We start from the raw sequence: 26150 nt of genomic DNA on the forward strand, positions 1-26150 counted from the left end.
TGAACCCATGCGCGTCCTCGTCGTCGACAACTACGACAGCTTCGTCTACAACCTCGTCCAGTACCTCGCCCAGCTCGGCGTCGAGACCGTGGTCCGGCGCAACGACGACGTGGACCTCGACGAGCTGGACGAGGTCGGCGCCGTCCTGGTCAGCCCCGGCCCCGGCACCCCCGAGGCCGCCGGCTCCAGCATCGACGTCATCCGGGCCTCGGCCGAGCGGAACCTCCCGCTGCTCGGGGTCTGCCTCGGCCACCAGGCCATCGGCGTCGCCTGGGGCGGCGTCGTCGAGCGGGCACCGGAGCTGCTGCACGGCAAGACGTCGCTGGTGCACCACCCGGGCGTCGGCGTGCTGCGCGGCCTGCCGGACCCGTTCGTCGCCACGCGGTACCACTCGCTGTCGATCCGCCCGGACACGCTGCCGGCGGAGCTCGAGGTCACCGGCTCCACGGAGTCCGGCCTGATCATGGCCGTGCGGCACCGGGACCTGCCGATCGAGGGTGTGCAGTTCCATCCCGAGTCCGTCCTCACCCAGGGCGGGCACCGGATGCTGGCGAACTGGCTCGCGACGGCCGGGCACGTCGTCTCGGAGCCGCTGGTCGAGGACCTCGGCGCCGAGGTCGCGGCGCTCACGGCCGGCCTGCACTAGGGCCTCACCCCCGCGCGATCTCCGGCTCGACGCGCGGGATCGACCGCGGGCGTCGCCCCGGATCGGGCGCGTCGGGGTTGCAGGCCGTGAGCAGACCTCCGGCGGCCCGGCACGCTACCGTGGTCGGCGAGCACACCGACCGCCGCGGGTCGACCCTGCACCGCACGTCAGACGAGGTTCTCCGATGCCGAAGTCCAAGGTCCGCAAGAAGGCCGCCTACACGCCGCCGACCGGCCGGTCGCCCGTGAAGGTCGCCGGACCCACCCATCCCGTGTACATCGCCGTGATGCTCGGCCTGATGCTCGTCGGCTTCGCGTGGCTGGTGGTCAACTACATCGCCGGCAGCAGCATCGGCTTCATGACCGCGCTCGGCTCGTGGAACTTCCTCATCGGCTTCGCACTCATCGTGATCGGTCTCCTGATGACCATGAGATGGCGCTGAACAGCCGAAACACACGAATGTGAGACCATCCCCACTGTGGACAAGCCCTGTGGACAACCCTTACAGCTACCCTGGGTGATCCCTGCCGATGAGTGATCGGACGCGGTGGAGCCCGGCCGCCGGCCTCGTCGCCGTCGGCTGGCTGCTCACGGCGGGCGCCATCCTGTGGTGCGGGCTGCTCTTCGCCTCCGGCGCGGACCCGGCGGGCCGCCTGATCGCCGGGGTCGCCGCCGTCGGGCTGCTGCTGGCCTCGCTGTTCGGCACGGTCGCCCGGCCGCGCCTCGCCGCGGACGCCGCCGGCGTCACGGTGCGGGGGCTGCTCGGCGCGCGACCGTTCCCGTGGAGCCGGGTCCAGGGAGTGCGCGTGGTCCGTATCCGGCGGCTGGGACGCGAGACCTCGATGCTGGAGCTGGACGTCCGGGACGCCGCCGGTGCCGAACGGCTGATGGTCTTCGGGCGGCTGGACCTCAACGCGGAGCCCGAGGACGTCGCGGGCCTACTCGCCGCACGCCGCCCGGTCTAGGGCATCCGCCCGGACGTGGCGGCGGACCACCCGGACGGCCGGGCCCGGCATCACCGCGGGTGCCGCGAGACCCCCCGCTCGGAGCCTCGTGCCCGGCGGCACCGGGTTCCTACGCTGGTGAGGCCCGGTCGTCGACGAAGGAGGTTCTCGCGTGAACAGGACGCCGATGCGCGGCACGGACGGCTGCTCCACCGGTTGCGGCTGCAGCAAGCCGGATTAGGAGACGGAAAGAGGGCCGCCGGGACGTTCCCGGCGGCCCTCCGCGTGCGAGGGACTACAGCGACAGCGTGATCGCGAGCAACGCCACCACGGCGAGGCCGGCGATCGCCCCGGCCTGCACGAGGTTCCGGTTCCGGGCGGGCGCATAGACGAGCGCCGCCGTCGCGGCCGCGCCGACCACCAGCCCGCCGAGGTGCCCGGCGAGCGAGATCCCCGGGAGCACGACGCTGATCACGATGTTCACCGCGATCAGCCCGAAGGCCTGGCTCGGCGGTACCCGCATCCGGCGCAGCACCACGGCCAGGCCGCCCATCAGCCCGAACACCGCCCCGGACGCGCCGGCGACCGCCGCGTTCGGTGAGAAGAGCATCACCGCGGCCGAGCCGCCGAGCAACGAGACCAGGTAGACGGCCAGGAACCGCGTCCGGCCCAGGACGGTCTCCACGTCCCGGCCGATGACCCACAGCGCCAGCATGTTGAACACCAGGTGCAGCGGGCCGTAGTGCAGGAACCCGGCGGTGACGAGCCGCCACCAGTCACCGGCGGCGATGTCGTCGGACTGCAGGACCCAGTCCTGGAACAGCGCCGACGCGTAGTTGCCGCCGAGGCTGCCGGACTGCACGACCGTCCACGCGAAGACCAGGACGTTCAGGGCGACCAGCACCGGCGTCACGATCGGCCGCGCCCGCGAGCGCTGCTGCGCGCCGGCCAGGGTCACCCCTCGCCGGGCACCCCCCTGCCGGACCGAGCGGTTGCCCTCGGCGACGCAGTCCACGCACTGGTACCCGACGGACGCCTCGCGCAGGCAGTCCGTACAGGCGGGCCGGCCGCAGCGCGCGCAGCTCAGCCCCGTGGGCCGGTCGGGGTGCCGGGCGCAGACAGCCGGTGCGTCCGGCGGAAGGGGTCCGGCAGGGTGGGTCACGAAGCCCCTCTCCTCACGGGGGTTCCGTCAGGAGATCTCGACGTGCTGGATGACCACGTCGGTGAGCGGCCGGTCGGTCCGGTCGGTCGGGATGTTCGCGATGGCGTCGACGACGGCACGGGAGTCCGCGTCCGCGACCTCACCGAAGATCGTGTGCTTGCGGTTCAGGTGCGGCGTCGGGCCGACCGTGATGAAGAACTGCGAGCCGTTCGTGCCCGGGCCCGCGTTGGCCATGGCCAGCAGGTACGGGCGGTCGAACTTGAGCTCCGGGTGGAACTCGTCCGCGAACTGGTAGCCGGGTCCGCCGCGGCCGGTGCCCGTGGGGTCACCGCCCTGCAGCATGAACCCGCTGATGACGCGGTGGAAGATCGAGCCGTCGTAGAAGGGGCCGCTGTCCCCGCCGCTCGCATTGGGCTGCGAGTAGTCCTTCTTACCGGTCGCGAGGTCGGCGAAGTTCGCCACGGTCTTGGGGGCGTGGTCCGGGAACAGCGTGATCCGGATGTCGCCCTCGGACGTCCGCAGCGTCGCGGTCTGGTTCGAGTTGCCTGGGTCAGTCACGGTTACCATCGTGCCAGGAGCGGCGGTCCACGCCCACGCGGGAAGAGGTCCGGTCATGAGCAGGAGCATCGGCACGACCACGCACGAGGCCCTGGGGCGTGCCCGCGAGCAGGCCGGAGAGGCTCTCTCAACCCTCGGCGGCGCCGCCGAGGAGATCGCGCGCGAGGTCGCCGAGCGGATCGAGAAGGACGTCCCCGTGTTGGCCGAGAGGACCGCGGACAAGGCCAAGGGCCTGCTGGACGAGTCCGGCACCCTTCTGGACCACGCCGTCACGGCCGTCCGCAAGGACCTGGCCCGCCGCATCGACCCCGAGCCCATGCCGGTCGCGTGGTGGCGCTGGATGGCCGCGGGTGGCCTCGTCGCCGCGGTGCTCGCCGGGATCGTGTACGTGGTGCTGTCGCGCGGCCCGCAGGAGGTTTCGGTGAACGACGTCGCCGAGCCGCCGTCGACGATCCCGCCCACGGACGTCGTCGCCCCGGGAGCGGACGCCGTCTCCGCCCGCGGCAACCGCTAGGCCACCGCCCCGGCGTCGCGAAGGAACGCGGTCACGGCCTGCTCGTAGCGTTCCGGATCCGCGTTCCACGCCGCCGTGTGCTCGACATCCGGCACCTCGAGGTAGCGGATCGGCCAGCCGAGCGCGCGTCCCGCCGCCGCCAGGGCCCGACTGGAGCTCGCCGGGACGGCCGTGTCCGGACCGCTGTGCACGATGAAGGTCGGCGGCCGGTGCTTCGGCGGGGTCCGCCGCAGGTCGAAGCGGTCGAAGTCGATGCCGATCCGCCGCGTCGCGGTCGCGGTCGCCAGGGGCACCAGCGCGGGTGGGACGAGCCGGTTCGCCGCCTGCAGGCGCAGGCAGGCCCGCCAGTCCACCAGCGGCGCGTCCCACACCATCGCCTCGACGAGGTGCGCCTCGGCGGAGCGGTCCAGGAACGCCCCGCAGATGGCCGCGCCCATGGACCAGCCGACGAGCACGATCCGCCGCGCCCCGCGGGAGGTCGCGTACCGGACGGCCGCCTCCAGGTCCTCCCACTCGGTGTCCCCGAGGTGGAAGAAGCCGTCCGGGCTCGGCGGGGCCTCCGGGTCGTTGCGGTAGCTGACCACCAGCTGCGGCAACCCGAGCGCATGCAGCGCAGGGAGGATCCGCAGCGCCTCGCGCCGGGTGCCGCCACGTCCGTGGATCGCGATCGCCCAGGTCGTCCCCGCCGCGGGGACCTCCCAGGCCGGCGCGGGGCCGAGCGGGGTGTCGATCATGACCTCGTCGAACGTCAGGCCATGGGCGCCGGGATCGGGGTCGTAGGGCCCGGCGTCGACGACCGCCGGCCCGGCCGGCGGAACCGGCCCGGACAGGAGCCGACGGACCACCCCCCGCTTGTCGTCGCGCAGCACCGGCCCGAGCACCGCCAGGCCCTCCGACCAACGCAGGCCCCAGACCCCGGGCTGCAGGACGAGCCTGCTCCGGGCGAGGGTCACCGTGCCCTCGTCCGCACCCAGCACCCGCTCCGGGTAGAGCACGGAGCGGCGGGTGTCCAACAGGACCGTCGCGTAGTGGGTCCCGATGCCGAAACCCAGGCCCAGGCCCGCACCGGCCCCGATGCCCAGCCCGACCATGATCCGCGACAGGCGCGCCGAGCCGGTGATGATCCTTCACTTCCCTTCACGGTGATGGCAGAGCGTCGATGACCTCACGCTGAAGCGCGTCCACCGTACGGGTGGCGACGCCGGAGGTTGCCGGAAGATTGTCACTCGAACAGGTGAAGGTCGCCTCCAGAGCGCGATATTCCACATCTCGAACCCCCAACGTTCGTTGGGCCGCCCGAAGCACCATCGTTTTCCGAGACCCCCGATCGGAAGGATCCACCAGAGATGAGCAGTCTCGCCAGGCGCACGCTGCGTACGTCGGCCACCATTGCGGGAGTCGCCGCCATCGGCGTCGGCTTCGCGGGCCAGGCCCTCGCCGCGCCGTCGCTGCCGGAGCTGCCCGCGGCTCCGGAGCTCCCCGCGGCGCCGGAGCTGGCAGCCCCGGACCTCGCAGCTCCGGAGCTCTCCGCGCCCGAGCTCCCCTCGCCCGACTCGATGGCCCTGCCGGGCCTCTTCAACTTCGAGATGCCGACCGTGAGCACGCAGACCGCCCCCGAGGGCGACACCGCGGTGCCGGCCTCGATGCGGACCGCGGGCCTTCCCGAGGCTCCGGGTGCCCCCGAGCTCCCGGCCGCCCCTGCGTTCCCCGGCCTGGACGCGCTGCCCGCGGCCCCGTCCCTGCCCGCGGCCCCGTCGCTGTCCGAGCTCCCGGGTGCCCCGCAGGTGGCCGGCGAGCTGGCCACCCCGGCGGGCAGCATCCCGCTGGCCGGGCCGGAGCTCCCGGCGCCGGCCCTGCCCGAGCTCCCGGCGCCCGCACTCGGCGCGCCGGAGCTGGGTGCCCCCGCGCTCCCCGAGCTGGGTGCCCCGGCGCTGCCGACCCTGCCGTCGACGCAGGACCAGGACTTCGACGGCAACGACTACAAGGTCGGCGCCTCGGACGCGGTCGCGGCTCCGGACGCCGCGAGCCTCGCCTCGCAGATCGCCGGTCTCGCCGCCCTCTGATCCACCGGTGAGGTCCGCTCCCCAGATCTCACCTTCGCGAATCCCCTCAGGACCGGTCACGACGGTGTGGACCGGTTCCTGCAGGGCGCGCTGACCCCGAGCGCACGGTCGTCGACACCGATCCGGCGGCTCCTGCACTTGGCATCGACGCGGCACGTCGGGCGGCCCACCGGTCGTCCCGCGTGCCGCGTCCTTCGTGTGTCCGCAGGGTCCGGGGCGACCGGGTGCCACCCGCTCAACCGACGAACGTCTGCCAGAGCAGCACGCCGTTGAGCCCGACGATCGCCGTGGCCGCGACCGACGCCGCCACCGTCGTGATCCGCCGGTTCACCAGCTCCCCCATCACGTCGCGGCGACGGGTGAGCAGCACCAGCGGGATCAACGCGAACGGGATGCCGAAGGACAGGATCACCTGGGAGAACACCAGCGCCTTCGTGGGGTCGATGCCGAGGCCCAGCACGACGAGCGCCGGCGCCAGCGTGATCAGCCGGCGCAGGAGCAGCGGGATCCGCCGCCGGATAAACCCCTGCATGACCACCTGGCCCGCGAACGTCCCGACCCCGGCGGACGCGAAACCGGACGCCAGCAGGGCGAGGGCGAAGGCCATCGCCGCGGGGTGGTCCAGCACCCGGCCGAGCGCGGCGTGCACGCCCTCCAGGCTGCCGGTGTCCTCCGGTACGGCCGATCCGTGGAACAGCGCCGCGGCGATCACCAGCATCGCCATGTTGACCAGCCCCGCGAGGCCCATGCCGAGGGTGACGTCGATGCGCTGGTGGCGGAGCAGGAACCGACGCTCGTTGAGCGTGGTCGCGGGGTTGCGGTCCTGGGTGAGCGCCGAGTGCAGGTAGATGACGTGCGGCATGACCGTGGCGCCGAGGATGCCGGTGGCCAGCATCAGGCTCTCCGGGCCGTCGAACATCGGCACGAGGCCGGCGGCGAGCTCGTCCGGCTCCCACGGGATGCGGAGCGTCGTGACCAGGAATCCGAGCAGGATCACCGCGAACAGGCCTGCGATCGCCAGCTCGAACGGCCGCTGCCCGCGCTGGTGCAGCCCGAGCAGCGCGAACGCGACGACGCCGGTGATCACGCCACCGACGAACAGCGGCAGCCCGAACAGCAGGTGCAGCGCGACCGCGCCGCCGATGACCTCGGCGAGGTCGGTGGCGGCGGCGACGATCTCCGCCTGCACCCACATCCCCCGGCTCACCGGCTTCGGGTACTCCTCGCGGCACATCTCGGCGAGGTTGCGGCCGGTGGCGATGCCGAGCTTCGCGGACAGCCCCTGGATGAGCATCGCGAGCAGGTTCGCGCCGACGATCACCCACAGCAGCAGGTAGCCGAAGTTCGAGCCGGCGGAGAAGTTCGTGGCGAAGTTGCCGGGATCCACGTAGGCGATGGCGGCGACGAACGCCGGGCCGATCAATGTCAGGCTGCCGCGCCGCCCCCGCGCCCGGACGTCGGCCACCGCCGTCGATCGCTCGGATCTCACCGCGCTCATGCATCCCCCTCGACGACCGTGCCGAACACCAGATGGGTCAGGACCTGACCGAGCGCGAGCGGCTCGCCGCCGAGCAGCACCCGGCAGGAGCCGCCGTAGGGCTCCTGCTCACCGACCTCCAGGACGACGCCCGGGCGGACGCCCTTCTCCCCGAGGTAGCGCAGCGCGTCGCTGTCACGGTCCGAGACGCGCTCGACCCGGAAGCGGCTCCCGGCGGGCGTGCCCGCGAGCGAGCGGCCCCAGCTCTCGTCGTGGGCGCCGGCCGCGGGCGGGATGGGATCCCCGTGCGGATCGCGGGTGGGATGGCCGAGCGCGGCGTCGATGCGGGCCTCGAGCCGCTCGCTCAGCGCGTGCTCCAGCAGCTCGGCCTCGACGTGCACCTCGTCCCACGGCATGCCCAGCACGCGGGCGAGAAAGGTCTCCAGCAGCCGGTGCCGGCGGACGACGCGCAGCGCCTCCCGCTCCCCCTGTGCGGTGAGGTGCACGCCCGTCTCGCGCTCGACGAGCCGGCCGTCGCTCAGCCTCTTCATCATCGCCGAGACGGACGGGGAGGACACGTGCAGCTCGCGCGCCAACGCGCTGGTGGTGACCGCCTCCCCGCGGGTACTCAGCAGGAAGATGGTCTTCAGGTAGTCCTCGACGGCGGGCGTCATGGTTCCCACGAGCCGGATGTTAGGCACGTCTAATTCATCCGGTCGATGCGTCTTCTCAGATTGAGACGAGTGGCGCATCAGGCCGTTCGCCGTCCTGACCGATCCAGACCCTCTTTTCGTCGATGTGACATTTATCTGTGTCGAGGCTGCTCCGAGGCTTGTTTCACGAGTGACGAGAACGTTCTCGGCAGGTCTCGGAGACCGCGGTGCTCCGCGAGCTCGCGTAGCTGGTCACCGAGGGGCCCGGGCTCGTCGCCGAAGTACCGGGCGTCGACCTCCCGCGCGATCGCCGTCGCGCTGTCGACCACCTCCCGGCCCGCTCGGGTCAGCGCGATCCGGACCGCCCGGCCGTCGACCTCCGTGGGGCTGCGGCTGACCAGCCCGCGTGCGGCGAGGGTCCGGACGACCTTGGACGTCATCATCCGGTCCGCGCCGGCCTGCTCGGCCACCTCCTGCTGGATCGGCGGCCCGTGCAGGTCCTCGAGCCAGGCCACCGAGGCCAGGTGGAGGAACTGGGTGGGCGTCAGGCCGAGGGGCTGCAGGCGCGCGGCGAGGTCGGCCCGCCACGCCAGGGCGGCGTGGTGCAGCCAGAACCCGGCCGACGACAGCGGGCCGGGCTCGGGGGTCGTCACCCTCTGATGTTGTCACGGCGACATCAGCGTCGTCACGACAACAAGAAGAGATCTCGGTTGCGCCGACGGCGCGATGTCGTGAACGGTGTCCCGGCTCCGACCCTCCCGCGCCGGCGCCGACCGACGCCGGGTCACGAGGAAGGGCCGCCATGGACCACGACCGCCACTGCACCGAGATCGTCACCCAGACCGAGCTGCTCACCGCCGCGCTCCAGAACGGGGACCTGCGCGCCTCCGTGCCCTCCTGTCCCGGCTGGACCCTCACGCGACCTTCGGCTGAGCGCTCGGCGCCCCCGGGCCACACTGGTGCGCTACACCGGACGAGCTGAGGACGGTCCCGATGACCAGCGGCTTCCACGAGGGCGAGCTCGCGGTCCAGCGGCGCGCCGGGGTCGCGGGCGAGGCGTCGCGGCTCGCCGGAATGCTGGACGACCCCGATCTCGACGGAGGGATCAGTGATTTTCTCGCCGAGCGCGACGTCGCCGTGCTCACCGCCCGCGACGCGGACGGCCGCCTCTGGATCTCCCCCCTCGTCGCCGCGCCCGGGTTCCTGAACGCCCACGGCTCCCGGCTGCACGTCCACGCCTCCCCTGCCGAGGGGGATCCGTTGCACGCGCTCCCGGGCGGCCAGCGCGTCGGCCTGCTGGCGATCGAGTTCGCGAGACGCCGCCGCGTCCGGGTCAACGGCACGCTGACCGGCGCGGGCGACGACGGGCTGACGATCGCCGTCGAGCAGGCGTACGGCAACTGCCCGAAGTACATCCAGCAACGGCGGCTCGAGCGCACCGCGCGGGAGGGGCCGCGCACCGTCCGCCGGTCGTCGGCACTCGACCCGGCCGACATCGCGCTGATCGAGGCCGCGGACACCTTCTTCCTCGGCACCGTCCACCCGGCCCGCGGCGCCGACGCCTCACATCGCGGCGGCACCCCCGGTTTCCTCCGCGTCGTCGACGGCGGCGCGTTGTGGTGGCCGGACTATCCCGGCAACAACATGTTCAACAGCCTCGGCAACCTCGCCTCCGACGACACCGCCGCACTGTTGGTCGTCGACTTCGGCACCGGAGCGACGCTGCACCTGTCCGGCGCCGCGACCGTCGAGTGGACCGCGTCGGGTGCGCCGGGCGACGACGGCGGCACCGGCCGTCGCGTCCGGTTCACACCGGACCGCGTCGTGTCCGGATCGGTGGCGCTGCAGGCCGGCGACGTCGCCCGTTACGGGCGCAACCCACCGCTGACCTGATGGCGGATCGTCGGTGGCGCGTGACGCCGCGGCAGAGCAACGAGGCCGAGTGCCGGCGGCGGGGCGGGGCCGCGTGGCCGCCCGGCGAGCGCTGGAGCAGCCAGCGCGAAGATGATCAGGCCGCCGCGGCGTGACAGGCTGCTCCGCATGAGCGGATCGGACCCGAAGGCTGACCTGAAGCGGTACCTGCAGGCCGCGCGGGAGGCGCTCGTGTGGAAGCTCGACGGCCTCTCGGAGTACGACCTCCGCCGGCCTCTGACCCCGACCGGCACCAACCTGCTGGGGCTGGTCAAGCACGTGGCGAGCGTCGAGTTCGGGTACTTCGGCGCCACGTTCGACCGGCCGTCCGACGAGCCCCTGCCCTGGTTCGCCGACGACGCCGAGCCCAACGCCGACATGTGGGCCAAGGCCGAGGAGTCCCGCGAGCAGATCCTCGGTCTCTATCACCGCGCCTGGGCGCACTCCGACGCGACGATCGACGCGCTGGCGCTGGACTCCGTCGGCCACGTGCCGCACTGGCCCGCCGACCGCAGCGAGGTGACCCTGCATCTGGTCCTGATCCACCTGATCGCGGAGACCCAGCGGCACGCCGGGCACGCGGACATCGTGCGGGAGCTCGTCGACGGGGCGGTGGGGCTGCGGAACGGAAACGGCAACATGGCGCCGGTCGATCTGGACTGGTGGGAGGACTACCGCGACCGGCTGGAGCGCGTGGCGCGGGGGGCGTAGCCCCGCACCGCGCCGGTCAGGACAGGCGCTCGGTCAGCCGGACCGTGACCGTGTCCCCGGCCTGCTTGCCCAGGGCGCGACGGATCACGGCCTTCATCGGGAGCTTGTGCGTCCCGTCGCCGATCGCCATGAACGCGCTGGTGAAGGGGACCCCGTCGACGGTCCCGGCCACCTTGACCAGGCCGTGGGCGCCGAAGAACTCGGCCGAGCGCGGCATCACGGCGTAGGTCCAGCCGCCCTGGGCGGGGCTCTTCTGCAGGGCGGCGGTGAAGGTGTGGCCGAGGAGCTGGCGGCCGGGCCTTGGGGCTCATGGTTCTGGCCTCTCGTCGGGGCTGGTTCACCCGGGACGTCGAGACGGGCCCGCGGTTCTCGACACGACGGCCGGCGGTCGTCATCGTCGCGCTCGACGACTACGAGTCCCTGGAGGAAGCCGCCTACCTGCTCCGTGACCCCGAGAACGCTCGTCGGCTGCTGGCGTCGATCGATCGCCTCGAGAGCGGCACGGGCACCCCCGTGACCTTCTCGACCCTGCCGACGAGCGAAGCCCGTCTGGGACGAGGACGCCTGGGCCGACCATCTCTGGTGGCACCCCAGGACCAGACATCGGGAAACTTCAGCCCCTGAAGCACAGCTTCCGTGGCTACTGGTCCAAGCCCATCACCGACGAGCACCGACTCGTCTACGAGATCGTCGACGACGAGATCGAGTCGCAGCCTGTCGCCACCACTACGGCTACTCAGACATCCGCACCTCGGTGCCGATCGCGGCCGTCCGAGTCGACGGGCTGTGGTGGAGACGAGGGGAATCGAACCCCTAACCCCTGCCTTGCAAAGGCAGTGCTCTGCCAATTGAGCTACGTCCCCGTGCAGGTCACGGTACCCCGTGCTCCGCGGGAGCGGCGGTCAGCGCGTGGTGGCCTCGTGCCACAGGTCCTCGTCCGGCTTCGAGCGAAGCTTGGTGAGGACCAGGAACGCGGCTCCGGCTGCGGCGAGGAGAGCGAGGATCTTCTTCATCGTCCTCCACCTTCGATGACGGGTGCCGATGGGAGTGGGCCTAGCTGGATTTGAACCAGCGACCTCGTCGTTATCAGCGACGCGCTCTAACCAACTGAGCTATAGGCCCCTGCGGCATGGAGAACTCTACAGGAGCCCTCCAGTGGGTTCTGCACCCCCTCCCCCGCGGCGGTGCAGAACCCGAAACCGCTGGTCAGTCCCGCTCGGAGAGCGTGACCTCGACCCCACCGACCAGGTCCGCGGAGACGTTGTAGACGAACGCGCCCACCGTCATCGCGACGGCGAACAGCAGGCTGTTGATCGCCCCGACGACGGCCGCGAGACCGAACACCCGGCCCGCGCTGATGAGCGCGCTACCCGTCCGGGTCTCGCCGGACACGAGGTCCGCGTAGGTGCCGTTGAGCCGGTCCCAGACGCCGATGCCGTCGAGCACGCCGTATAGCACGCCGACCGCCACGAGCCAGATGAAGAACAGCACGACGGCCAGCACGAGGGCCAGCTTCAGCACCGACCACGGGTCGAACCGTTTGACCTGCAGCAACGCCTGGCGGGGGGCCCGGCTGCGGACGGCCGGCGCCTCGGGACGTCCGTCGGTGCCCTCGGGCTGACCCTGACCGCCGAGGAGCGGCGCGGCAGGCGCTGCCGGCGGCATACCGGCCGCATTGCGGTCGAGGTAGGCGGTCGGGGCCTCGCTCAGCAGGCCGTCCGCCACCGTCGGGGCCGGCGGGGCCGGGACCGGGCGCGCCTGCCGGGTGGGGGACTCGTCCTCCGGCACGCGACGCCACGGGGGCGGCGAGCCGTCCGAGGAGGGGCCGGTGTCCGGAACCGCCCCCTGCTCGGCCGGACGTTGCGTCGGCAGCTCACCGGACGCGGGGACCGCCTGGGACGACGTCTCCGGCACCGCACCGGCCTCCGGGCGCCCTGTGCTCCGCCTGGCCGGCGACGGCGACTGTGGACCGGACGAGCCGGCGGACGGCGGCGGAGCAGCCGTCCCACCGGACACCCGACCCGCCGGCGAGCCGTTGCCGGACCCGCCGTTCGCCACCGGGACACCCGCGGCCGGGGCCGGTGTGCCGTGCGCCACAGGCGTCCCGCCGGCGGGGGTCGGCGCGTCGTCGGACCCGGCCTGCCCGGACGGCGACACACGACCCACCGCCCCTCCGGGGAAGGTCTGTGAGTCCGTCGCGACGTTGCGGCCGGGCTCGGTCCCGTCGCCCGACGGCGTCGGCGGGGTCTTCTCGTTCTCGCTCACGAGGTGGGGATCTCCTCGGTCGTCGGCTGGGCGCACGGCACGGTCACGGTCTGTTCGCCGGCGGCGATCAGCTCGACGTCCCGGTCACCTCGGGGTCGTCCGCATCGTCCTCGGCATTGCGTGCCACCGCCAGTAGGGTGGCGCTCTCGCCGAGGTTCATCAGGCGCACTCCCTTGGTCTGCCGACCGGCCTTGCGCACCTCACGGGCCGAGGTCCGGATGACGCCACCGGTCGAGGTGATCGCGTACAGCTCGTCGTCGATCCCGACGATGAGCGCCCCGACCAGCGTGCCACGCCGGCGGTCGTACTGGAGGGTCAACACTCCCTTGCCGCCGCGGCCCTGCACCGGGTAGTCCTCGATCGGCGTGCGCTTCGCGTACCCGCCGGCCGTGGCGACCAGCACGAACCTGTCCGGCTGGACGACCGCGATGGACAGCAGCCGGTCCCCGGAGTTGAAGCGCATCCCCAGCACGCCGGACGTGGCGCGCCCCATGGGGCGCAGCACCTCGTCGCTGGCGGTGAAGCGGATGGACTGACCCTCGGCGGAGACGAGCAGGAGGTCGTCCTCGGCGGAGCAGAGCACCGCGCCGACCAGCTCGTCGGAGTCCCGGAGGTTGATGCCGATCAGGCCGCCGGAGCGGTTGGAGTCGAAGTCCTCCAGCTTGGACTTCTTGACCAGACCGTTTCTCGTCGCCAGGACGAGATAGGGGGACGCCTGGTAGTCCTTGATCTGCATGACCTGGGCGATGTGCTCGTCCGGCTGGAACGCGAGCAGGTTCGCGACGTGCTGGCCGCGCGCGTTCCGGTTGGCCTCGGGCAGCTCGTAGGCCTTGAGCCGGTAGACCCGGCCCTTGTTGGTGAAGAACAGCATCCAGTCGTGGGTGGAGCACACGAAGAAGTGGGCGACGATGTCGTCCTGCTTCAGCGTGGCGCCCTGCACGCCCTTGCCGCCGCGCTTCTGCGCCCGGTAGAGGTCCGTCTTGGTGCGCTTCGCGTAGCCGGTCTGCGTGATCGTGACGACCACGTCCTCGACCGCGATGAGGTCCTCGTTGGTGACGTCGCCGTCGTCCGGGACGAGCCGGCTGCGCCGCTCGTCGCCGTGCTTGTCGACGATCTCCTGCAGCTCGTCCCGGACGATCTGCCGCTGCCGCTCGGGGCGGGCGAGGATGTCCTCGTAGTCCGCGATCTCGATCTCGATCTCGGCCAGCTCGTCGACGATCTTCTGCCGCTCCAGGGCGGCCAGCCGACGCAGCTGCATGTCCAGGATCGCCTGGGCCTGGATCTCGTCGACCTCGAGCAGGCTGATCAGGCCCTGGCGCGCGACGTCGACGGTCTGCGACGCCCGGATCAGCGCGATGACCTCGTCCAGCGCGTCGAGAGCCTTGACCAGGCCACGCAGGATGTGGGCGCGCTCCTCGGCCTTGCGCAGCCGGTAGCGCGTCCGCCGGACGATGACCTCGATCTGGTGCCGGATGTAGTTCCGGACGACCTGGTCCAGCCGCAGCGTGCGGGGCACGCCGTCGACGATCGCCAGCATGTTGACGCCGAAGCTGTACTGCAGCTGGCTGTGCTTGTAGAGGTTGTTCAGCACGACCTTCGCGACCGCGTCCCGCTTGAGCGTGAACACGATCCGCATGCCGATGCGGTCCGACGACTCGTCGTTGATCTCGGAGATCCCGGCGAGCCTGCCGTCCCGGACCATCCCGGCGACCGACTCGACGAGGTTGTCCGGGTTGACCTGGTACGGCAGCTCGGTGACGACGAGGATGGTGCGCCCCTTGCCGTCCTCCTCCACCTCGACGACGGCGCGCATCCGCACCGAGCCGCGCCCCGTGCGGTAGGCGGACTCGATGCCGTCGCGGCCGACGATCAGGCCGGCGGTCGGGAAGTCCGGTCCCTTGATCCGGGCCATCAGCGCCTCGAGGAGCTCCTCGTCGGAGGCCTCGTAGTTGTCCAGCGCCCAGACGACACCCTCGCCGACCTCACGGAGGTTGTGCGGCGGGATGTTCGTGGCCATGCCGACCGCGATGCCGGAGCTGCCGTTGATCAGCAGGTTCGGCACGCGGGACGGCAGGACGACCGGCTCCTGCGTCTTGCCGTCGTAGTTGTCGAGGAAGTCGACGGTGTCTTCCTCGATGTCCTGCAGCATCGCCATCGCGAGCGGGGTGAGGCGGCACTCCGTGTACCGCATGGCGGCCGCGGGGTCGTTGCCTCGGCTGCCGAAGTTGCCCTGCCCGTCGATCAGCGGGTAGCGCATCGACCACGGCTGCGCGAGCCGGACGAGCGCGTCGTAGATCGAGCTGTCGCCGTGGGGGTGGTAGTTACCCATCACCTCGCCGACGACACGGGCGCACTTGACGTAGGAGCGGTCGGGCCGGAACCCGTTCTCCCCCATCGAGTACAGGACGCGCCGGTGCACCGGCTTGAGCCCGTCCTCGACCAGCGGCAGCGCCCGGCCGACGATGACGCTCATCGCGTAGTCGATGTAGGAGCGCTGCATCTCCTGCTGGATGTCGACCGGCTCGATCCGGTCCCCGCCGCCCGGGGGCGGCGGCGGGAGTGTGGGGTCCAGGGTGTCCGTCACGTGGTCCTTCTTCTGCTCGTGCGATCCGTACGTCCGTCTAGAACACTCGTGTGACTAGACGTCGAGGAAGCGCACGTCCTTGGCGTTGCGGGTGATGAACGAACGGCGGGACTCGACGTCCTCGCCCATCAGCACGGAGAACAGCTCGTCCGCGGTCGCGGCGTCGTCCAGGGTGACGCGCAGGAGCACCCGGTGTGCCGGGTCCATCGTGGTCTCCCACAGCTCCTTGGCGTTCATCTCGCCGAGACCCTTGTAGCGCTGCACGCCCTCTTCCTTGGGCAGCTTCTTGCCCGCGGCGCGACCGGCCTCGATCAGCCCGTCCCGCTCGCGGTCCGAGTAGGCGAACTCGGGCTCCGCGCCGCGGCCACCCCACTTGATCTTGTAGAGCGGCGGCTGCGCCAGGAAGACGTGGCCGGCCTCGACCAGCGGACGCATGAAGCGGAACAGCAGCGTCAGCAGCAGCGTGCGGATGTGCTGGCCGTCGACGTCGGCGTCCGCCATCAGCACGATCTTGTGATAGCGCAGCTTGCTGATGTCGAACTCGTCGTGGATGCCGGTGCCGAGCGCGGTGATGATCGCCTGGACCTCGGTATTCTTGAGGACGCGGTCGATCCGGGCCTTCTCGACGTTGATGATCTTGCCGCGGATCGGCAGGATCGCCTGGAACATCGAGTCCCGGCCGGACTTGGCCGAGCCGCCCGCGGAGTCGCCCTCCACGATGTAGACCTCGGACTTGATCGGGTCCGTCGAACGGCAGTCCGCCAGCTTGCCGGGAAGGCCGCCGATGTCGCCGGCGCTCTTGCGCCGGACGAGCTCGCGGGCCTTGCGCGCCGCCATCCGGGCCTGCGCCGAGGACACCGCCTTGTTCAGGATGACCTTGGCCTCGGCCGGGTTGCGCTCCAACCAGTCCGCCAGCCACTCGTTGCTGACGCGCTGGACGAACGACTTCACCTCGGTGTTGCCGAGCTTGGTCTTGGTCTGACCCTCGAACTGCGGCTCGGCGACCTTCACGCTGACGATCGCGGCGAGGCCCTCGCGGATGTCGTCCCCGGAGAGCGCCGGGTCCTTCTCCTTGAGCAGCTTCTTGTCCCGCGCGTAGCGGTTCACCGTGCTGGTGAGCGCGGAGCGGAAACCCTCCTCGTGGGTGCCGCCCTCGTGCGTGTTGATCGTGTTCGCGAACGTGTAGACGGACTCGGAGTAGCCCGAGTTCCACTGCATCGCGACCTCGACCTGGTGGCCGGCGCCCTCTCCGGTGAAGCCGATGACCTTCTTGTGGATGGCTTCCTTGGACCGGTTGATGAAGGCGACGAAGTCCTCCAGCCCGCCCGGGTAGTGGAAGACGTGCTCCTTGACCTTCGCGACGTAGCCCTCGGCGTCCGGCTCCTCCGCGTCGGAGGTGTCGCCGTTGCGCTCGTCCCGCAGGACGATCGTGAGGCCCTTGTTGAGGAAGGCCATCTCCTGCAGCCGGCGCTGGATCGTCTCGATGCTGAACGTCGTGGTCTCGAAGATCTCCGCGTCCGGCCAGAACGTGAGGGACGTGCCGGTCTTCTTCGTCTCCTCGCCCTTGCGCAGCTTCTCGGGCACCGAGTGGTTGTAGTGCTGCCGCCAGACGTTCCCGCTGACATGGATCTCGACGTCGAGCGCGCTGGACAGCGCGTTCACGACGGAGACGCCGACACCGTGCAGGCCACCGGAGACCGCATAGGACTTGCCGTCGAACTTGCCGCCCGCGTGCAGGACGGTGAGCACGACCTCGACGGCCGGCTTCTTCTCGACCGGGTGCATGTCCACCGGGATGCCGCGGCCGTCGTCGACCACGCGGACGCCGCCGTCGGCGGTCAGGGTGACCTCCACCCGCGTCGCGTAGCCGGCCATCGCCTCGTCGACCGCGTTGTCCACGACCTCCCAGATGAGGTGGTGCAGCCCGCGTTCACCGGTGGACCCGATGTACATGCCGGGGCGCTTGCGCACCGCCTCCAGGCCTTCGAGCACGGTGATCGACGACGCGCTGTAGCCGCTCTTCTTCTCCGCCACGGGCTGTTGGTCTCCTCGCCACGAGAACCGGTGCCGCCCCGCGCCGGACGCGCGGGCACACCTGCTCAACGACCGAGCGGCCCTTCCGTCATTTGCCGCGGGACGCCGACGGGCGTCGCCTGCGAGCACCGATGAGGGGAGCCGCGCGGAACACTCCCCTCATTCTACTGGTCCGGTCCGACAGGAGTGCGGCTAGGACACGGCCAGAATCGTCACAGGCGCCCGTTCGTGGACGAGGACGGGTCGCGACCGCGGATACGGGGCTCCCGAACTGCAGTCGCGGCGTCATGTCGCCCTCATTTCGGCCCTGCGGCGCGCAAGCCGGTCCGCGCGGGTGTCGGGCAGGCCGTTCACGCACCGGAGCCCTGGCGCGAGGGGGGCCTTCCCACCCCGCTCGACGGGGCTCAGCCGTAGGTGTCGCGCGGGCCGCGGCCACCCCGGACGGAGCGCGGGCCGTGCCGCCAGCTCGGGCCGCTCGGGCCGACCACCCGGATCCGCCGCACGACGTCTCTGCCCACCGCCGCGGCGAGCCGGCCGAGAAGCTGGCGCTGCAGCGTGCGCACCTGCGTCGCCCAGGCCGTCGACTCCGCCTGCAGGGTCAGCTCGCCGTCCCGCAGGGAGATCGGCGTGCAGTGGTCCGCGATGTCCGGGCCGACGAGCTCGGGCCAGCGGCTCAGCACGGTCGCGTCGGTCAGCCGGGACGACCAGCCGCGGTCCATGGACACCCGGGAGACGAGGCGGCCGAACGGCTGCGGGTCCCGGTCGTCCGGGCCCGGACCGGACCAGCGACGGCGGCGGCCGGTGCGACGGGATCCGCGCACCTGCGTCCCGCGGCGTTCGGCGTTGCGTTCCTCGCGCTGCTTGGCCGACGCCTCGCGGGCCGCCCGGAGGGCGTCGCGCGCAAGATCCGAGCCGCGACGAGCGGTGCCGGAACCCTCGTCCCCAGGGGTGTGGACAGGACTGTGCATGCCAGGTGAGGTCGACGGTCGATCGGCGTCGCTCGGCGGTTCCGAGTGACTGTCATCACCAGAAGAGTGGTAGTTATCCACAGTATCCACAGCCTTGTCCCCAGGAGAGGCCCCAAATCGGTCTCTCAGCGCCTGAAGTCCCCTCCCTCGTCAGGAGGGGTTCGTCTCCGATCCACCTGTCTCCACACGCTGCACGGCACCGCCGCCCACCGCGAACCGCGTCCCGTCCAATTCGGTCGGGACGTCCTCCGCGACGGCCGCCGTCACGATGACCTGTTCCGCCTCTGCGGCGACCGTGGCCAACGCGCGCCGCCGTGCCGCGTCCAGCTCGGCGAACACGTCGTCCAGGATCAGGACGGGTTCGACGTCGTCCGCGCGGAGCAGCCGGTAGGACGCGAGCCGGAGCGCGAGGGCCAGCGCCCAGGACTCCCCGTGGCTCGCGTACCCCTTCGCCGGCCCCTGGCCGAGCCGGAGTTCGAGATCGTCGCGGTGCGGTCCGACGAGGCAGACCCCGCGTTCGATCTCCTGCCTGCGGACCCGCGCCATCTCCTCCAGGAGCAGGGCCTCGAGCTCCACCGGGGTCGGCGGGAGCTCCCCCGGGACGGAGCACCGGTAGACCAGCCCGATCGGATCGGAGGACGGTGCGACCTCCGCGAACGCCTTCTCGGCGTGCGGCGCGATGCCGTCGACGAGCTGGAGCCGGCCGGCGAGCAGGGCCGCGCCGGTCTTCGCGAGGTGCCCGTCCCAGACGTCGAGGGTCGAGAGATCCCCGCCGCCCCCGTTGTATCTGGCGTTCTTCGCGGTCTTCAGCAACGCCGATCGCTGACGCAGCACCTTGTCGTAGTCCGAGCGCACGCCCGCGTAGCGCGGGTACCGGGCGACGAGCAGCTCGTCGAGGAAGCGCCGCCGCTCCCCCGGGTCCCCGCGGACCAGCGCGAGGTCCTCCGGCGCGAACAGCACGCTGCGCAGGATCCCGAGGACCTCGCGGGGCCGCGGGACCGGCGCGCGGTTGACCCGCGCCTTGTTCTGCCGGCCCGGCGTGATCTGCAGCTCGACGTCCAGCTGCCGGCCGAGGTGCACGACCTGCCCGCGGACGATCGCGTGCTCCGCACCGCGGCGGACCAGCGGCGCGTCGTTCGAGACCCGGTGCGACCCGAGGGTCGACAGGTACCCGACCGCCTCGACCAGGTTGGTCTTGCCGACGCCGTTCGGCCCGACCAGAACGCTGACCCCGGGCCGGAGCTCGAGCTCGGCGCGTTCCCAGGAGCGGAAGTCCTCGACGGCCAGTCTCCGCAGGTGCACCAGGCCCTGGCCTAACCCTGGGTCGAGCCGGTGCCCGAGCTCGGACCCGCGGTGTCACCCGGCCCGCCGGACGGTCCGACGCTCTTCTTCACCGCGTGCCCGCCGAACTGGTTCCGCAGGGCCGCGACGGCCTTCATCGCCGGCGACTCGTCCTGCCGCGAGGCGAACCGCGCGAACAGCGCCGCCGAGATCACGGGCAGCGGGACGGCGTGGGTGATGGCCTCCTCGATCGTCCACCGGCCCTCGCCGGAGTCGTCGACGTAGCCCTCGAGCTCCTCCAGGTGTGCGTCGTCCTTGAGCGCGTTGACCAGCAGGTCCAGCAGCCAGGAGCGGACGACCGTGCCGCGCGACCACGCCTGGATCACCGCGGGCACGTTCGTGACCAGCGCCGCGGCCTCCATCAGCTCGAAGCCCTCGGCGTAGGCCTGCATCAGGCCGTACTCGATGCCGTTGTGGACCATCTTCGAGAAGTGGCCCGCGCCGACCGGGCCCGCGTGCGCGAAGCCCTCCTCGCGCGGACCCTCGGGCCGCAGCGCGTCGAAGATCGGCATGGCGAGCGCGATGTGCTCGTCGGACCCGCCGGCCATCAGCCCGTAGCCGTTGTCCTTGCCCCAGATGCCGCCGGAGACGCCGCAGTCCAGGTAGCCGATCCCCTTGGCGGCGAGCAGCTCGGCGTTCGGGGCGTCGTCGGTGTAGCGGGAGTTGCCGCCGTCGATCACCAGGTCACCGGGCGAGAGGACCTCGCTCAGCTTCTGCACGGTGCTGCGGGTGGCGTCCCCGGACGGGACCATCACCCAGACGACCCGGGGGGACTCGAGCGCCGCCGCGAGGTCCTCCAGCGAGCCGACGTCCGTCACCTCGGGCCGGGGGTCGTAGCCGACGACCTCGTGGCCCGCCGCACGAATGCGGTCCCGCATGTTGCCGCCCATGCGGCCGAGGCCGATCAGTCCGAGTTGCACGTCCGCTGCTCCTCCGCCGGGATGGATCTGGTGCCGACCATCGTGCACCAGGGCGGACCGGCGGGCTCGCCCGGTCGGCCCGTTCCCCCGATGGCAGGCCGGTGCGTCAGCCGGGCAGTCGGACGGGCATCAGCAGGTGCAGGTAGCCGGGGTCCGGGGCGGGCTCCCCCTCGGCCGGCGGCGGGACGACCGGGCGCACCAGCGCGGGCCGGTTCGGCGTGGTGAAGGTGAGCTGGGCCCGGGCCGTGTGCAGGGCGCCGAGAGAGTCCAGCAGGTAGCCCGGGTTGAACGCGATGGTGAGCGGGTTCCCGTCGAGCATGCAGGGGAGCTCCTCCTCCGCGCTGCCGACGTCGTCCCCGCCGGCGGCGAGCCGGAGCCCCTCCTCGCCGAACTCCATCCGGATCTGGGCGACCCGGTCCGCCACGAGCGACACGCGCTTGATCGCCTCGACGAGCGCGGCCACCTCGAGCTCGGCGGAGGTGGTGTGCTCGGTGGGGATGAGCTGGCGGAACCGGGGGAACTCGGCGTCGAGCAGGCGGGTCGTGGACCGGCGGCCGCCCCCGGTCATGCCCAGCATCCCGTCGCCCGCGGACAGCGCGATCTCGACCGTGCCGGAACCGGCGAGCGTCTTCGCGACCTCGGCCAGGGTCTTGGCGGGGATCAGCACCGCGGTCGAGATCGACTCGTCCTCGGGCTGCCAGTTCAGCTCGCGGACGGCGAGCCGGAACCGGTCCGTCGCGGCGAGCGTGAGCCGCCCGCCCTCGATCTCGACCCGGACGCCGGTGAGCATCGGCAGCGTGTCGTCCCGGCCGGCCGCCACCGCGACCTGCGCGACGGCCCCGGCGAGCTGGTTCGCGTCGATCTTGCCCGCGCGCTGGGGCATCGACGGCAGCTGCGGGTAGTCCTCGACCGGCATGATCGGCAGGGAGAACCGGCTGTTCCCGCAGTTGATCGTGGCGCGCGAGCCGTCGACGACCATGTCCACCGGCTTCGACGGCAGGGCCCGCGTGATGTCCGCCAGCAGCCGCCCGGAGACGAGCACCTTGCCCGGATCGCCGATCGTCGCGTCGAGTTCGACGCGGGCCGAGGTCTCGTAGTCGAAGCCGGAGACGGTCAGCTTGTCGCCGCCCTCGCCGGTGCTGCCCTCGATGAGGACGCCGCCCAGGACCGGGACCGGGGGCCGCGCAGGCAGGCTGCGGGCGACCCACGCTGCCGCATCGGCCAGGACGTCGCGTTCGACCCGGAACTTCATGGCGGGATGGACCTTTCACCGATGGTGCTGAGTGGGACCGAAGGCGTCGGACCCTCGTCGGACGCCAGGACGGACACGGAACTCGACTGAACGTGCATCGACCGTCGCCGTGGACCGGGGCGATTGGCCCGGAGCGGTTCGAGGTCGGTCGGCCCACCGTAGAGCCTTCCGAGCCCGGGTGTCACGTCGGCCGTCGGCCGAGCGGAAGCGACCGGGTGAGGCGCGGCCGGGGACACGTTCGGGGCTCCGTCCACCGCGCTATTTCTCTTTAGATCTCTCCAAGAGAGAACTCCAGAAGCAGTAATAACACCTGTGGACAGTGTGGATGGAGCCCATCGCCGCAGGTCGCACGGCGCGGCGTCGTGGGGACGGAACCCGGGGACTACCGGTTGACGGGCCGGGCGAACCGTGGATGAACGGCGATCGGGCTCCCCTGTCCCGGATCCATCCCCCGATCCGGGGTGAGTTGTCCACGGGTTCGGGGTCGTTCGTCCACCGGCTGCAGACCGACCATCCACAGACTTGTCCCCAGATGTGGGTGAAACGTGGCCGCGCGTCCACGCTGTGCGACCGCTCGGCGGGAACAGCACGCCACGATGTCGCGCGGCGAAACCCTCAGGAACCTCACCTTGTTCACGAGCGATGACGCTCGGTCACCAAGCGAGAGCCTGCCCTCCCGTTTCGTGATCACTGCCGAGCGGCGAACGCCCGTTAGCGGCCGACGAGCGGTACACGGTGGAGCGACACGCGTGGAGTTCCGGGATACACCGGATCGAGATCGTGTCCGGATCGATGCACGCGGGGTTCGGCTGTGTCCGGCCGTCGGCTCCGGGGTCCCGGGGAGCCCCGGCCGGTGCGAGATCGGCGCTCTCCGGTCGTCTCGGCGCTGTTTCCGTGTGGGTGCTCGCTCGCCTCGGCGCGATGCGGGGAGTGAGTGGGCGATCGGTCCGGTTCGGGCGCGTTTTCCTCGCGGGGCCCTGACCTGCGGTTGTGGGGGCCTGGGGACAACTCGGCGTCGAATCGTCGTTCGGGGGTGCCGTGAAGATCGACTCACTGTCGAGCGGTGATCGACTTCAGACCCGGGGCCGGGGGTGCCGGCGGCGCGGGTGACCCACTCTGGTCCCCGCGCGCGCTCTGGTGCGACGCGCGCGGTCGACCGGGCGCGTCACGCTGGACGCCGCGCGTGGTGCGGCGCGGTGCGCGGGAAGGCTCGGCCCACGCGCGTCTCGGTGCGAGGCGCGCAGTCGATCGCGCGCGTGGAGCTGGACGGCGCGCGTGGTGCGCCCGGGCTCCGGGGCACGGCACGGACGCGCAGGTTCAGGTCAGTGGCGGGCGCGCTGCTTGATGCGCGCGGTGAGCTCCTGGACCTGCTCGAAGGTCTTGCGGCGGAGCGAGATCTCGTTGCGGATCTTCTTGTCCGCGTGCATGACGGTCGTATGGTCCCGGCCGCCGAAGGTCTGCCCGATCCGTGGCAGCGAGAGGTCCGTCAGCTCGCGGCACAGGTACATGGAGATCTGCCGCGCCTGGGCGAGCGCCTTCGTCTTGCCCGGCCCGCACAGCTCGTCGAGGGACACGTTGAAGAAGTCCGCCGTGACGGCCATGATCGTCGGCGCCGTGATCTCCGACGCCGACGCGTCCGGGATGAGGTCGCGCAGCACGATCTCCGCGAGCTGGGTGTCGACCGGCTGCCGGTTCAGCGACGCGAACGCCGTCACCCGGATCAGCGCGCCCTCGAGCTCGCGGATGTTCCGCTCGATGCGCTCGGCGATGAACTCCAGGACGTCACCGGGAACGGCGAGCCGGTCCTGGGCCGCCTTCTTCCGGAGGATCGCGATGCGCGTCTCGAGCTCGGGCGGCTGGATGTCCGTGATGAGACCCCATTCGAAGCGGGTCCGCATCCGGTCCTCGAGGGTCTCCAGCCGCTTGGGTGGCCGGTCCGAGGAGACGACGATCTGCTTGTTCGCGTTGTGCAGTGTGTTGAAGGTGTGGAAGAACTCCTCCTGGGTTCCTTCCTTCCCCTCCAGGAACTGGATGTCGTCCACCAGCAGCACGTCGACGTCGCGGTAGCGGCGCTGGAAGGCCACCTTCCGGTCGTCGCGCAGGGAGTTGATGAAGTCGTTGGTGAACTCCTCGGTACTGACGTACCGCACGCGCATGCCCGGGAACAGCCGCTGGGCGTAGTGCCCGACGGCGTGCAGCAGGTGGGTCTTGCCCAGCCCGGACTCGCCCCAGATGAAGAGCGGGTTGTACGCCCGTGCCGGCGCCTCCGCGACGGCGACGGCCGCGGCGTGGCTGAACCGGTTCGAGGCGCCGATGACGAACGTGTCGAAGATGTACTTCTCGTTCAGCCGGGTCTGCGAGCGCGGGGCGACCGGATCTCCCGCGCGGGGGGCCGAGTAGGTCGGCCACGCCTCCGGGCGGGCGGCCCCCGACGCGGCGAGGGAGCCGTGCGGGCCCTCCCCGTCGTTCGCGCCGATCCCGACGAGAGGGGTGCCGCCGGGCGGCGTCGGGACGTCGAGGCCGAGCGGTTCGCTCCCCGTGCCCGGAAGGGCGTCGCCGCCGAGGGGCATCGGCTCCGACAGGCGGTCGTCGTCGCGTTCGGGACGGGCCGGTGCCCCGCTGTTGCGCGAGGGATGGACGCGTTCCGGCGGATCCGGGACCTCGGTGCCGCCGGACGCCGCGGAGGCGTCGACGACGACGGCGAGGTTGACCTGCACGCCGAGATGACGGCCGAGCGCGTCGCTGATCGGCCGGCGCAGGATGCGCTCGATCGCGTCCTTCGCGAACTCGCTCGGCGCGGCGAGCAGTGCGGTGCCGTCGAGCAGTCCGAGCGGACGGGTCAGCCGGAGGAACGCGCGCTGTTGCGCGGAGAGCCCGGGCGAGCCGTGTTCGGGTGAGCCGGAGAGGTCCGCGATGACCTGGTTCCAGACCTGTCCGAGATCACCAGGTTGGTCGGTCACCGTCCGGCTCCTCCTCTCCCCGAGTCGTAACCGGTCCGCAATGGGCGGTCACCGGGTCGTCATTGGGTCCGACCTGCGGCCGGACGGGTGCAGGTCCGGGCATCGGGTATCCCCAGACCTATCCACACATGTGCACAGACCCTACGCAGGGCTGCGGGGCGGACCCCGGGCGGGCCCGCCCGGCTCTCTCGGAGCGGACGTGTTCCGATCCCACCGGGACGGAACTGCGAGGCGGGCACGTTAACAACACCCTGGTCGCGGCCACAAGGCGCCCCCGCGTGTCGGGTTCTCCGGGTGACGGGGCCGTCGCCCTGCGCGATCGTGGCGGCGGTTCGAGGGCTCTCGCGACGCAGGTGGTGGGGCGGTTTGACCCTCTTCCGAGCGGCTGCGTACCCTGGGACGAACCGTGTCCGTGAGGATCGGTGCGCGCTGCTGTTCGTGCTACCGCGCTCTGATCGTTCCCGGACACCGCAGCACCACCAGACCAGTACGACCAGACCTCAGTGACGACAGCTACAGACGGCCCGGCTCCACGCCAGGACGCCGTCGACCGGGAGAGCCGACCGTGAGCAAGGGCAAGCGCACTTTCCAGCCGAACAACCGCCGCCGGGCCAAGACGCACGGTTTCCGGCTGCGCATGCGTACCCGCGCGGGGCGCGCCATCCTCGCTGGGCGCCGCCGTAAGGGCCGCGCCGAGCTCTCCGCCTGATCATCGCGGCGTCGGAGTGCTTCCGGCCGACGCCCGGCTGACCCGTCGGGACGACTTCGCCTCGACGATCCGCCGTGGCCGTAGGGCCGGACGTTCCCGTCTCGTCGTACATCTTCAGGTGAGTAACACCCAGGACCCGGCCGCGCCGTCCTCTTCGGCGCGCGCCGGGTTCGTCGTGAGCAAGGCGGTCGGCAACGCCGTCGTGCGGCACCGGGTGACGCGTCGCCTCCGACACCTCGTCGCACCCCGGATCGCGGACCTGCCCGCCGGGGCGCTCCTCGTCGTCCGGGCCCTTCCGCCGGCGGCCGACGCCACGTCCGCCGAGCTGGCCGAGGACCTGGACTCCGGCCTGCGCGCCGCGCTCCGCAAACTCCGCGCGACGGCGAGCAGCCCGTGATCGGCCCCGCCTCCGACGAGCCCGTCTCCGGGCACCCCACCTCCGAGGGTTCGGGACCGGACGACGTCACCACCGACACGA

26 protein-coding genes and 2 tRNA genes are annotated in these 26150 nt (G+C 71.7%); 10 read left to right on the top strand and 18 right to left on the bottom strand.

All coding sequences use genetic code 11. The features are described 5' to 3' along the window. Positions 1 to 7 precede the first annotated feature (7 nt). The 3 genes from JWP64_RS27350 (at position 8) to JWP64_RS27360 (ending at position 1611) form a co-directional block, all read left to right on the top strand. Positions 8 to 646, top strand: a complete 639-nt coding sequence (locus tag JWP64_RS27350; RefSeq protein WP_297502823.1) for an aminodeoxychorismate/anthranilate synthase component II — start codon at positions 8 to 10, stop codon at positions 644 to 646. Between the two features lie 184 nt (positions 647 to 830). Continuing rightward, positions 831 to 1088, top strand: a complete 258-nt coding sequence (crgA, locus tag JWP64_RS27355; RefSeq protein ID WP_297502825.1) for a cell division protein CrgA — start codon at positions 831 to 833, stop codon at positions 1086 to 1088. An 88-nt stretch (positions 1089 to 1176) separates the two neighbouring features. Continuing rightward, positions 1177 to 1611 (top strand): PH domain-containing protein, encoded by a 435-nt coding sequence (locus tag JWP64_RS27360; protein WP_297502826.1) that lies wholly within the window; start codon positions 1177 to 1179, stop codon positions 1609 to 1611. A 274-nt stretch (positions 1612 to 1885) separates the two neighbouring features. Here the strand turns inward: JWP64_RS27360 and JWP64_RS27365 are convergent, their stop codons facing one another. Together JWP64_RS27365 and JWP64_RS27370 are read right to left on the bottom strand one after the other, a co-directional pair. Next, positions 1886 to 2752, bottom strand: a complete 867-nt coding sequence (locus JWP64_RS27365; RefSeq protein WP_297502827.1) for a rhomboid family intramembrane serine protease — start codon at positions 2750 to 2752, stop codon at positions 1886 to 1888. A 27-nt stretch (positions 2753 to 2779) separates the two neighbouring features. After that, entirely contained in the window at positions 2780 to 3319 is a 540-nt protein-coding gene (locus JWP64_RS27370; protein WP_297502828.1) for a peptidylprolyl isomerase, read from the bottom strand. A 46-nt stretch (positions 3320 to 3365) separates the two neighbouring features. On the opposite strand from JWP64_RS27370, the gene JWP64_RS27375 reads away from it, so the two are divergent. Next, the gene (locus tag JWP64_RS27375) at positions 3366 to 3824 is read left to right on the top strand and encodes a hypothetical protein (protein ID WP_297502829.1); all 459 of its coding nucleotides are present in this window, start codon (positions 3366 to 3368) and stop codon (positions 3822 to 3824) included. Here the strand turns inward: JWP64_RS27375 and JWP64_RS27380 are convergent. Beyond that, the gene (locus JWP64_RS27380) at positions 3821 to 4915 is read right to left on the bottom strand and encodes a prolyl oligopeptidase family serine peptidase (RefSeq protein WP_297502830.1); all 1095 of its coding nucleotides are present in this window, start codon (positions 4913 to 4915) and stop codon (positions 3821 to 3823) included. The genes JWP64_RS27375 and JWP64_RS27380 overlap by 4 nt on opposite strands. Positions 4916 to 5170: 255 nt before the next feature. On the opposite strand from JWP64_RS27380, the gene JWP64_RS27385 reads away from it, so the two are divergent. Then, entirely contained in the window at positions 5171 to 5887 is a 717-nt protein-coding gene (locus JWP64_RS27385; RefSeq protein ID WP_297502831.1) for a hypothetical protein, read from the top strand. Positions 5888 to 6122: 235 nt separating this feature from the next. On the opposite strand, the gene JWP64_RS27390 is transcribed toward JWP64_RS27385, so the two are convergent. From JWP64_RS27390 to JWP64_RS27400, 3 genes are all read right to left on the bottom strand, one after another. Continuing rightward, a complete protein-coding gene (locus JWP64_RS27390) occupies positions 6123 to 7385 on the bottom strand; it encodes an Nramp family divalent metal transporter (protein WP_297502832.1) in 1263 nt (420 codons plus the stop codon). Beyond that, positions 7382 to 8038 carry a metal-dependent transcriptional regulator gene (locus JWP64_RS27395; RefSeq protein WP_297502903.1) on the bottom strand — a complete coding sequence of 219 codons (657 nt, stop codon included), beginning with the start codon at positions 8036 to 8038 and terminating at the stop codon, positions 7382 to 7384. Before JWP64_RS27395 ends, JWP64_RS27390 begins: the two co-directional genes overlap by 4 nt. A gap of 131 nt (positions 8039 to 8169) precedes the next feature. Continuing rightward, positions 8170 to 8670 (bottom strand): MarR family transcriptional regulator, encoded by a 501-nt coding sequence (locus JWP64_RS27400; RefSeq protein ID WP_297502833.1) that lies wholly within the window; start codon positions 8668 to 8670, stop codon positions 8170 to 8172. Between the two features lie 340 nt (positions 8671 to 9010). Here JWP64_RS27400 and JWP64_RS27405 point away from each other — a divergent pair, with 340 nt between their 5' ends. Next, on the top strand, positions 9011 to 9910 hold the full coding sequence (locus JWP64_RS27405; RefSeq protein WP_297502834.1) for a pyridoxamine 5'-phosphate oxidase family protein: 900 nt from the start codon (positions 9011 to 9013) through the stop codon (positions 9908 to 9910). 147 nt (positions 9911 to 10057) lie between these two features. Further along, positions 10058 to 10639: a DinB family protein gene (locus JWP64_RS27410; protein ID WP_297502835.1), complete on the top strand. Its 582-nt coding sequence runs from the start codon at positions 10058 to 10060 to the stop codon at positions 10637 to 10639. A gap of 16 nt (positions 10640 to 10655) precedes the next feature. Here the strand turns inward: JWP64_RS27410 and JWP64_RS27415 are convergent, their stop codons facing one another. Next, a complete protein-coding gene (locus tag JWP64_RS27415) occupies positions 10656 to 10898 on the bottom strand; it encodes a DUF1905 domain-containing protein (protein WP_297502904.1) in 243 nt (80 codons plus the stop codon). A 50-nt stretch (positions 10899 to 10948) separates the two neighbouring features. On the opposite strand from JWP64_RS27415, the gene JWP64_RS27420 reads away from it, so the two are divergent. Beyond that, positions 10949 to 11263: a type II toxin-antitoxin system Phd/YefM family antitoxin gene (locus JWP64_RS27420; protein ID WP_297502905.1), complete on the top strand. Its 315-nt coding sequence runs from the start codon at positions 10949 to 10951 to the stop codon at positions 11261 to 11263. A 163-nt stretch (positions 11264 to 11426) separates the two neighbouring features. On the opposite strand, the gene JWP64_RS27425 is transcribed toward JWP64_RS27420, so the two are convergent. The 11 genes from JWP64_RS27425 to dnaA all read right to left on the bottom strand — a co-directional run bounded on the left by JWP64_RS27425 (position 11427) and on the right by dnaA (position 24963). Then, positions 11427 to 11502 (bottom strand) — tRNA-Ala (locus JWP64_RS27425). A gap of 39 nt (positions 11503 to 11541) precedes the next feature. Next, entirely contained in the window at positions 11542 to 11652 is a 111-nt protein-coding gene (locus JWP64_RS27430) for a DLW-39 family protein (protein ID WP_297502836.1), read from the bottom strand. Between the two features lie 35 nt (positions 11653 to 11687). Further along, positions 11688 to 11761, bottom strand: a tRNA-Ile gene (locus tag JWP64_RS27435). Positions 11762 to 11845: 84 nt separating this feature from the next. After that, complete coding sequence (locus JWP64_RS27440; protein ID WP_297502906.1) at positions 11846 to 12511, bottom strand: DUF3566 domain-containing protein; 666 nt, start codon at positions 12509 to 12511, stop codon at positions 11846 to 11848. Positions 12512 to 12971: 460 nt separating this feature from the next. Next, positions 12972 to 15488, bottom strand: a complete 2517-nt coding sequence (gyrA, locus tag JWP64_RS27445; protein WP_297502837.1) for a DNA gyrase subunit A — start codon at positions 15486 to 15488, stop codon at positions 12972 to 12974. Positions 15489 to 15542: 54 nt separating this feature from the next. Beyond that, positions 15543 to 17522: a DNA topoisomerase (ATP-hydrolyzing) subunit B gene (gene gyrB / locus JWP64_RS27450; protein ID WP_297502838.1), complete on the bottom strand. Its 1980-nt coding sequence runs from the start codon at positions 17520 to 17522 to the stop codon at positions 15543 to 15545. 404 nt (positions 17523 to 17926) lie between these two features. Beyond that, on the bottom strand, positions 17927 to 18490 hold the full coding sequence (locus tag JWP64_RS27455) for a DciA family protein (protein ID WP_297502839.1): 564 nt from the start codon (positions 18488 to 18490) through the stop codon (positions 17927 to 17929). A 150-nt stretch (positions 18491 to 18640) separates the two neighbouring features. Next, complete coding sequence (gene recF / locus JWP64_RS27460) at positions 18641 to 19792, bottom strand: DNA replication/repair protein RecF (RefSeq protein ID WP_297502840.1); 1152 nt, start codon at positions 19790 to 19792, stop codon at positions 18641 to 18643. Positions 19793 to 19803: 11 nt separating this feature from the next. Beyond that, positions 19804 to 20778, bottom strand: a complete 975-nt coding sequence (gene gnd / locus JWP64_RS27465; RefSeq protein WP_297502907.1) for a phosphogluconate dehydrogenase (NAD(+)-dependent, decarboxylating) — start codon at positions 20776 to 20778, stop codon at positions 19804 to 19806. Between the two features lie 79 nt (positions 20779 to 20857). Continuing rightward, complete coding sequence (dnaN, locus tag JWP64_RS27470; protein WP_297502841.1) at positions 20858 to 22003, bottom strand: DNA polymerase III subunit beta; 1146 nt, start codon at positions 22001 to 22003, stop codon at positions 20858 to 20860. A gap of 1322 nt (positions 22004 to 23325) precedes the next feature. After that, positions 23326 to 24963 carry a chromosomal replication initiator protein DnaA gene (gene dnaA / locus JWP64_RS27475; protein WP_297502842.1) on the bottom strand — a complete coding sequence of 546 codons (1638 nt, stop codon included), beginning with the start codon at positions 24961 to 24963 and terminating at the stop codon, positions 23326 to 23328. A gap of 565 nt (positions 24964 to 25528) precedes the next feature. Here dnaA and rpmH point away from each other — a divergent pair. Both rpmH and rnpA read left to right on the top strand, forming a co-directional pair. Next, the gene (gene rpmH, locus JWP64_RS27480; RefSeq protein ID WP_020663687.1) at positions 25529 to 25672 is read left to right on the top strand and encodes a 50S ribosomal protein L34; all 144 of its coding nucleotides are present in this window, start codon (positions 25529 to 25531) and stop codon (positions 25670 to 25672) included. Positions 25673 to 25688: 16 nt separating this feature from the next. Continuing rightward, complete coding sequence (gene rnpA / locus JWP64_RS27485; RefSeq protein ID WP_297502843.1) at positions 25689 to 26069, top strand: ribonuclease P protein component; 381 nt, start codon at positions 25689 to 25691, stop codon at positions 26067 to 26069. The last annotated feature ends 81 nt before the right edge of the window (positions 26070 to 26150 follow it).

Source organism: Pseudonocardia sp., from assembly GCF_025465255.1.
Classification (GTDB): Bacteria; Actinomycetota; Actinomycetes; order Mycobacteriales; family Pseudonocardiaceae; genus Pseudonocardia.

Bases quoted from the DNA above. Each gene is read 5' to 3' on its own strand.
- dnaN (WP_297502841.1), bottom strand. From the start codon at position 22,003: ATGAAGTTCCGGGTCGAACGCGACGTCCTGGCCGATGCGGCAGCGTGG.
- JWP64_RS27360 (WP_297502826.1), top strand. From the start codon at position 1,177: ATGAGTGATCGGACGCGGTGGAGCCCGGCCGCCGGCCTCGTCGCCGTC.
- crgA (WP_297502825.1), top strand. From the start codon at position 831: ATGCCGAAGTCCAAGGTCCGCAAGAAGGCCGCCTACACGCCGCCGACC.
- JWP64_RS27430 (WP_297502836.1), bottom strand. From the start codon at position 11,652: ATGAAGAAGATCCTCGCTCTCCTCGCCGCAGCCGGAGCCGCGTTCCTG.
- JWP64_RS27410 (WP_297502835.1), top strand. From the start codon at position 10,058: ATGAGCGGATCGGACCCGAAGGCTGACCTGAAGCGGTACCTGCAGGCC.
- JWP64_RS27420 (WP_297502905.1), top strand. From the start codon at position 10,949: ATGGTTCTGGCCTCTCGTCGGGGCTGGTTCACCCGGGACGTCGAGACG.
- JWP64_RS27390 (WP_297502832.1), bottom strand. From the start codon at position 7,385: ATGAGCGCGGTGAGATCCGAGCGATCGACGGCGGTGGCCGACGTCCGG.
- JWP64_RS27375 (WP_297502829.1), top strand. From the start codon at position 3,366: ATGAGCAGGAGCATCGGCACGACCACGCACGAGGCCCTGGGGCGTGCC.
- JWP64_RS27395 (WP_297502903.1), bottom strand. From the start codon at position 8,038: ATGACGCCCGCCGTCGAGGACTACCTGAAGACCATCTTCCTGCTGAGT.
- JWP64_RS27455 (WP_297502839.1), bottom strand. From the start codon at position 18,490: ATGCACAGTCCTGTCCACACCCCTGGGGACGAGGGTTCCGGCACCGCT.
- JWP64_RS27385 (WP_297502831.1), top strand. From the start codon at position 5,171: ATGAGCAGTCTCGCCAGGCGCACGCTGCGTACGTCGGCCACCATTGCG.
- JWP64_RS27370 (WP_297502828.1), bottom strand. From the start codon at position 3,319: ATGGTAACCGTGACTGACCCAGGCAACTCGAACCAGACCGCGACGCTG.
- JWP64_RS27350 (WP_297502823.1), top strand. From the start codon at position 8: ATGCGCGTCCTCGTCGTCGACAACTACGACAGCTTCGTCTACAACCTC.
- JWP64_RS27405 (WP_297502834.1), top strand. From the start codon at position 9,011: ATGACCAGCGGCTTCCACGAGGGCGAGCTCGCGGTCCAGCGGCGCGCC.
- JWP64_RS27380 (WP_297502830.1), bottom strand. From the start codon at position 4,915: ATGGTCGGGCTGGGCATCGGGGCCGGTGCGGGCCTGGGCCTGGGTTTC.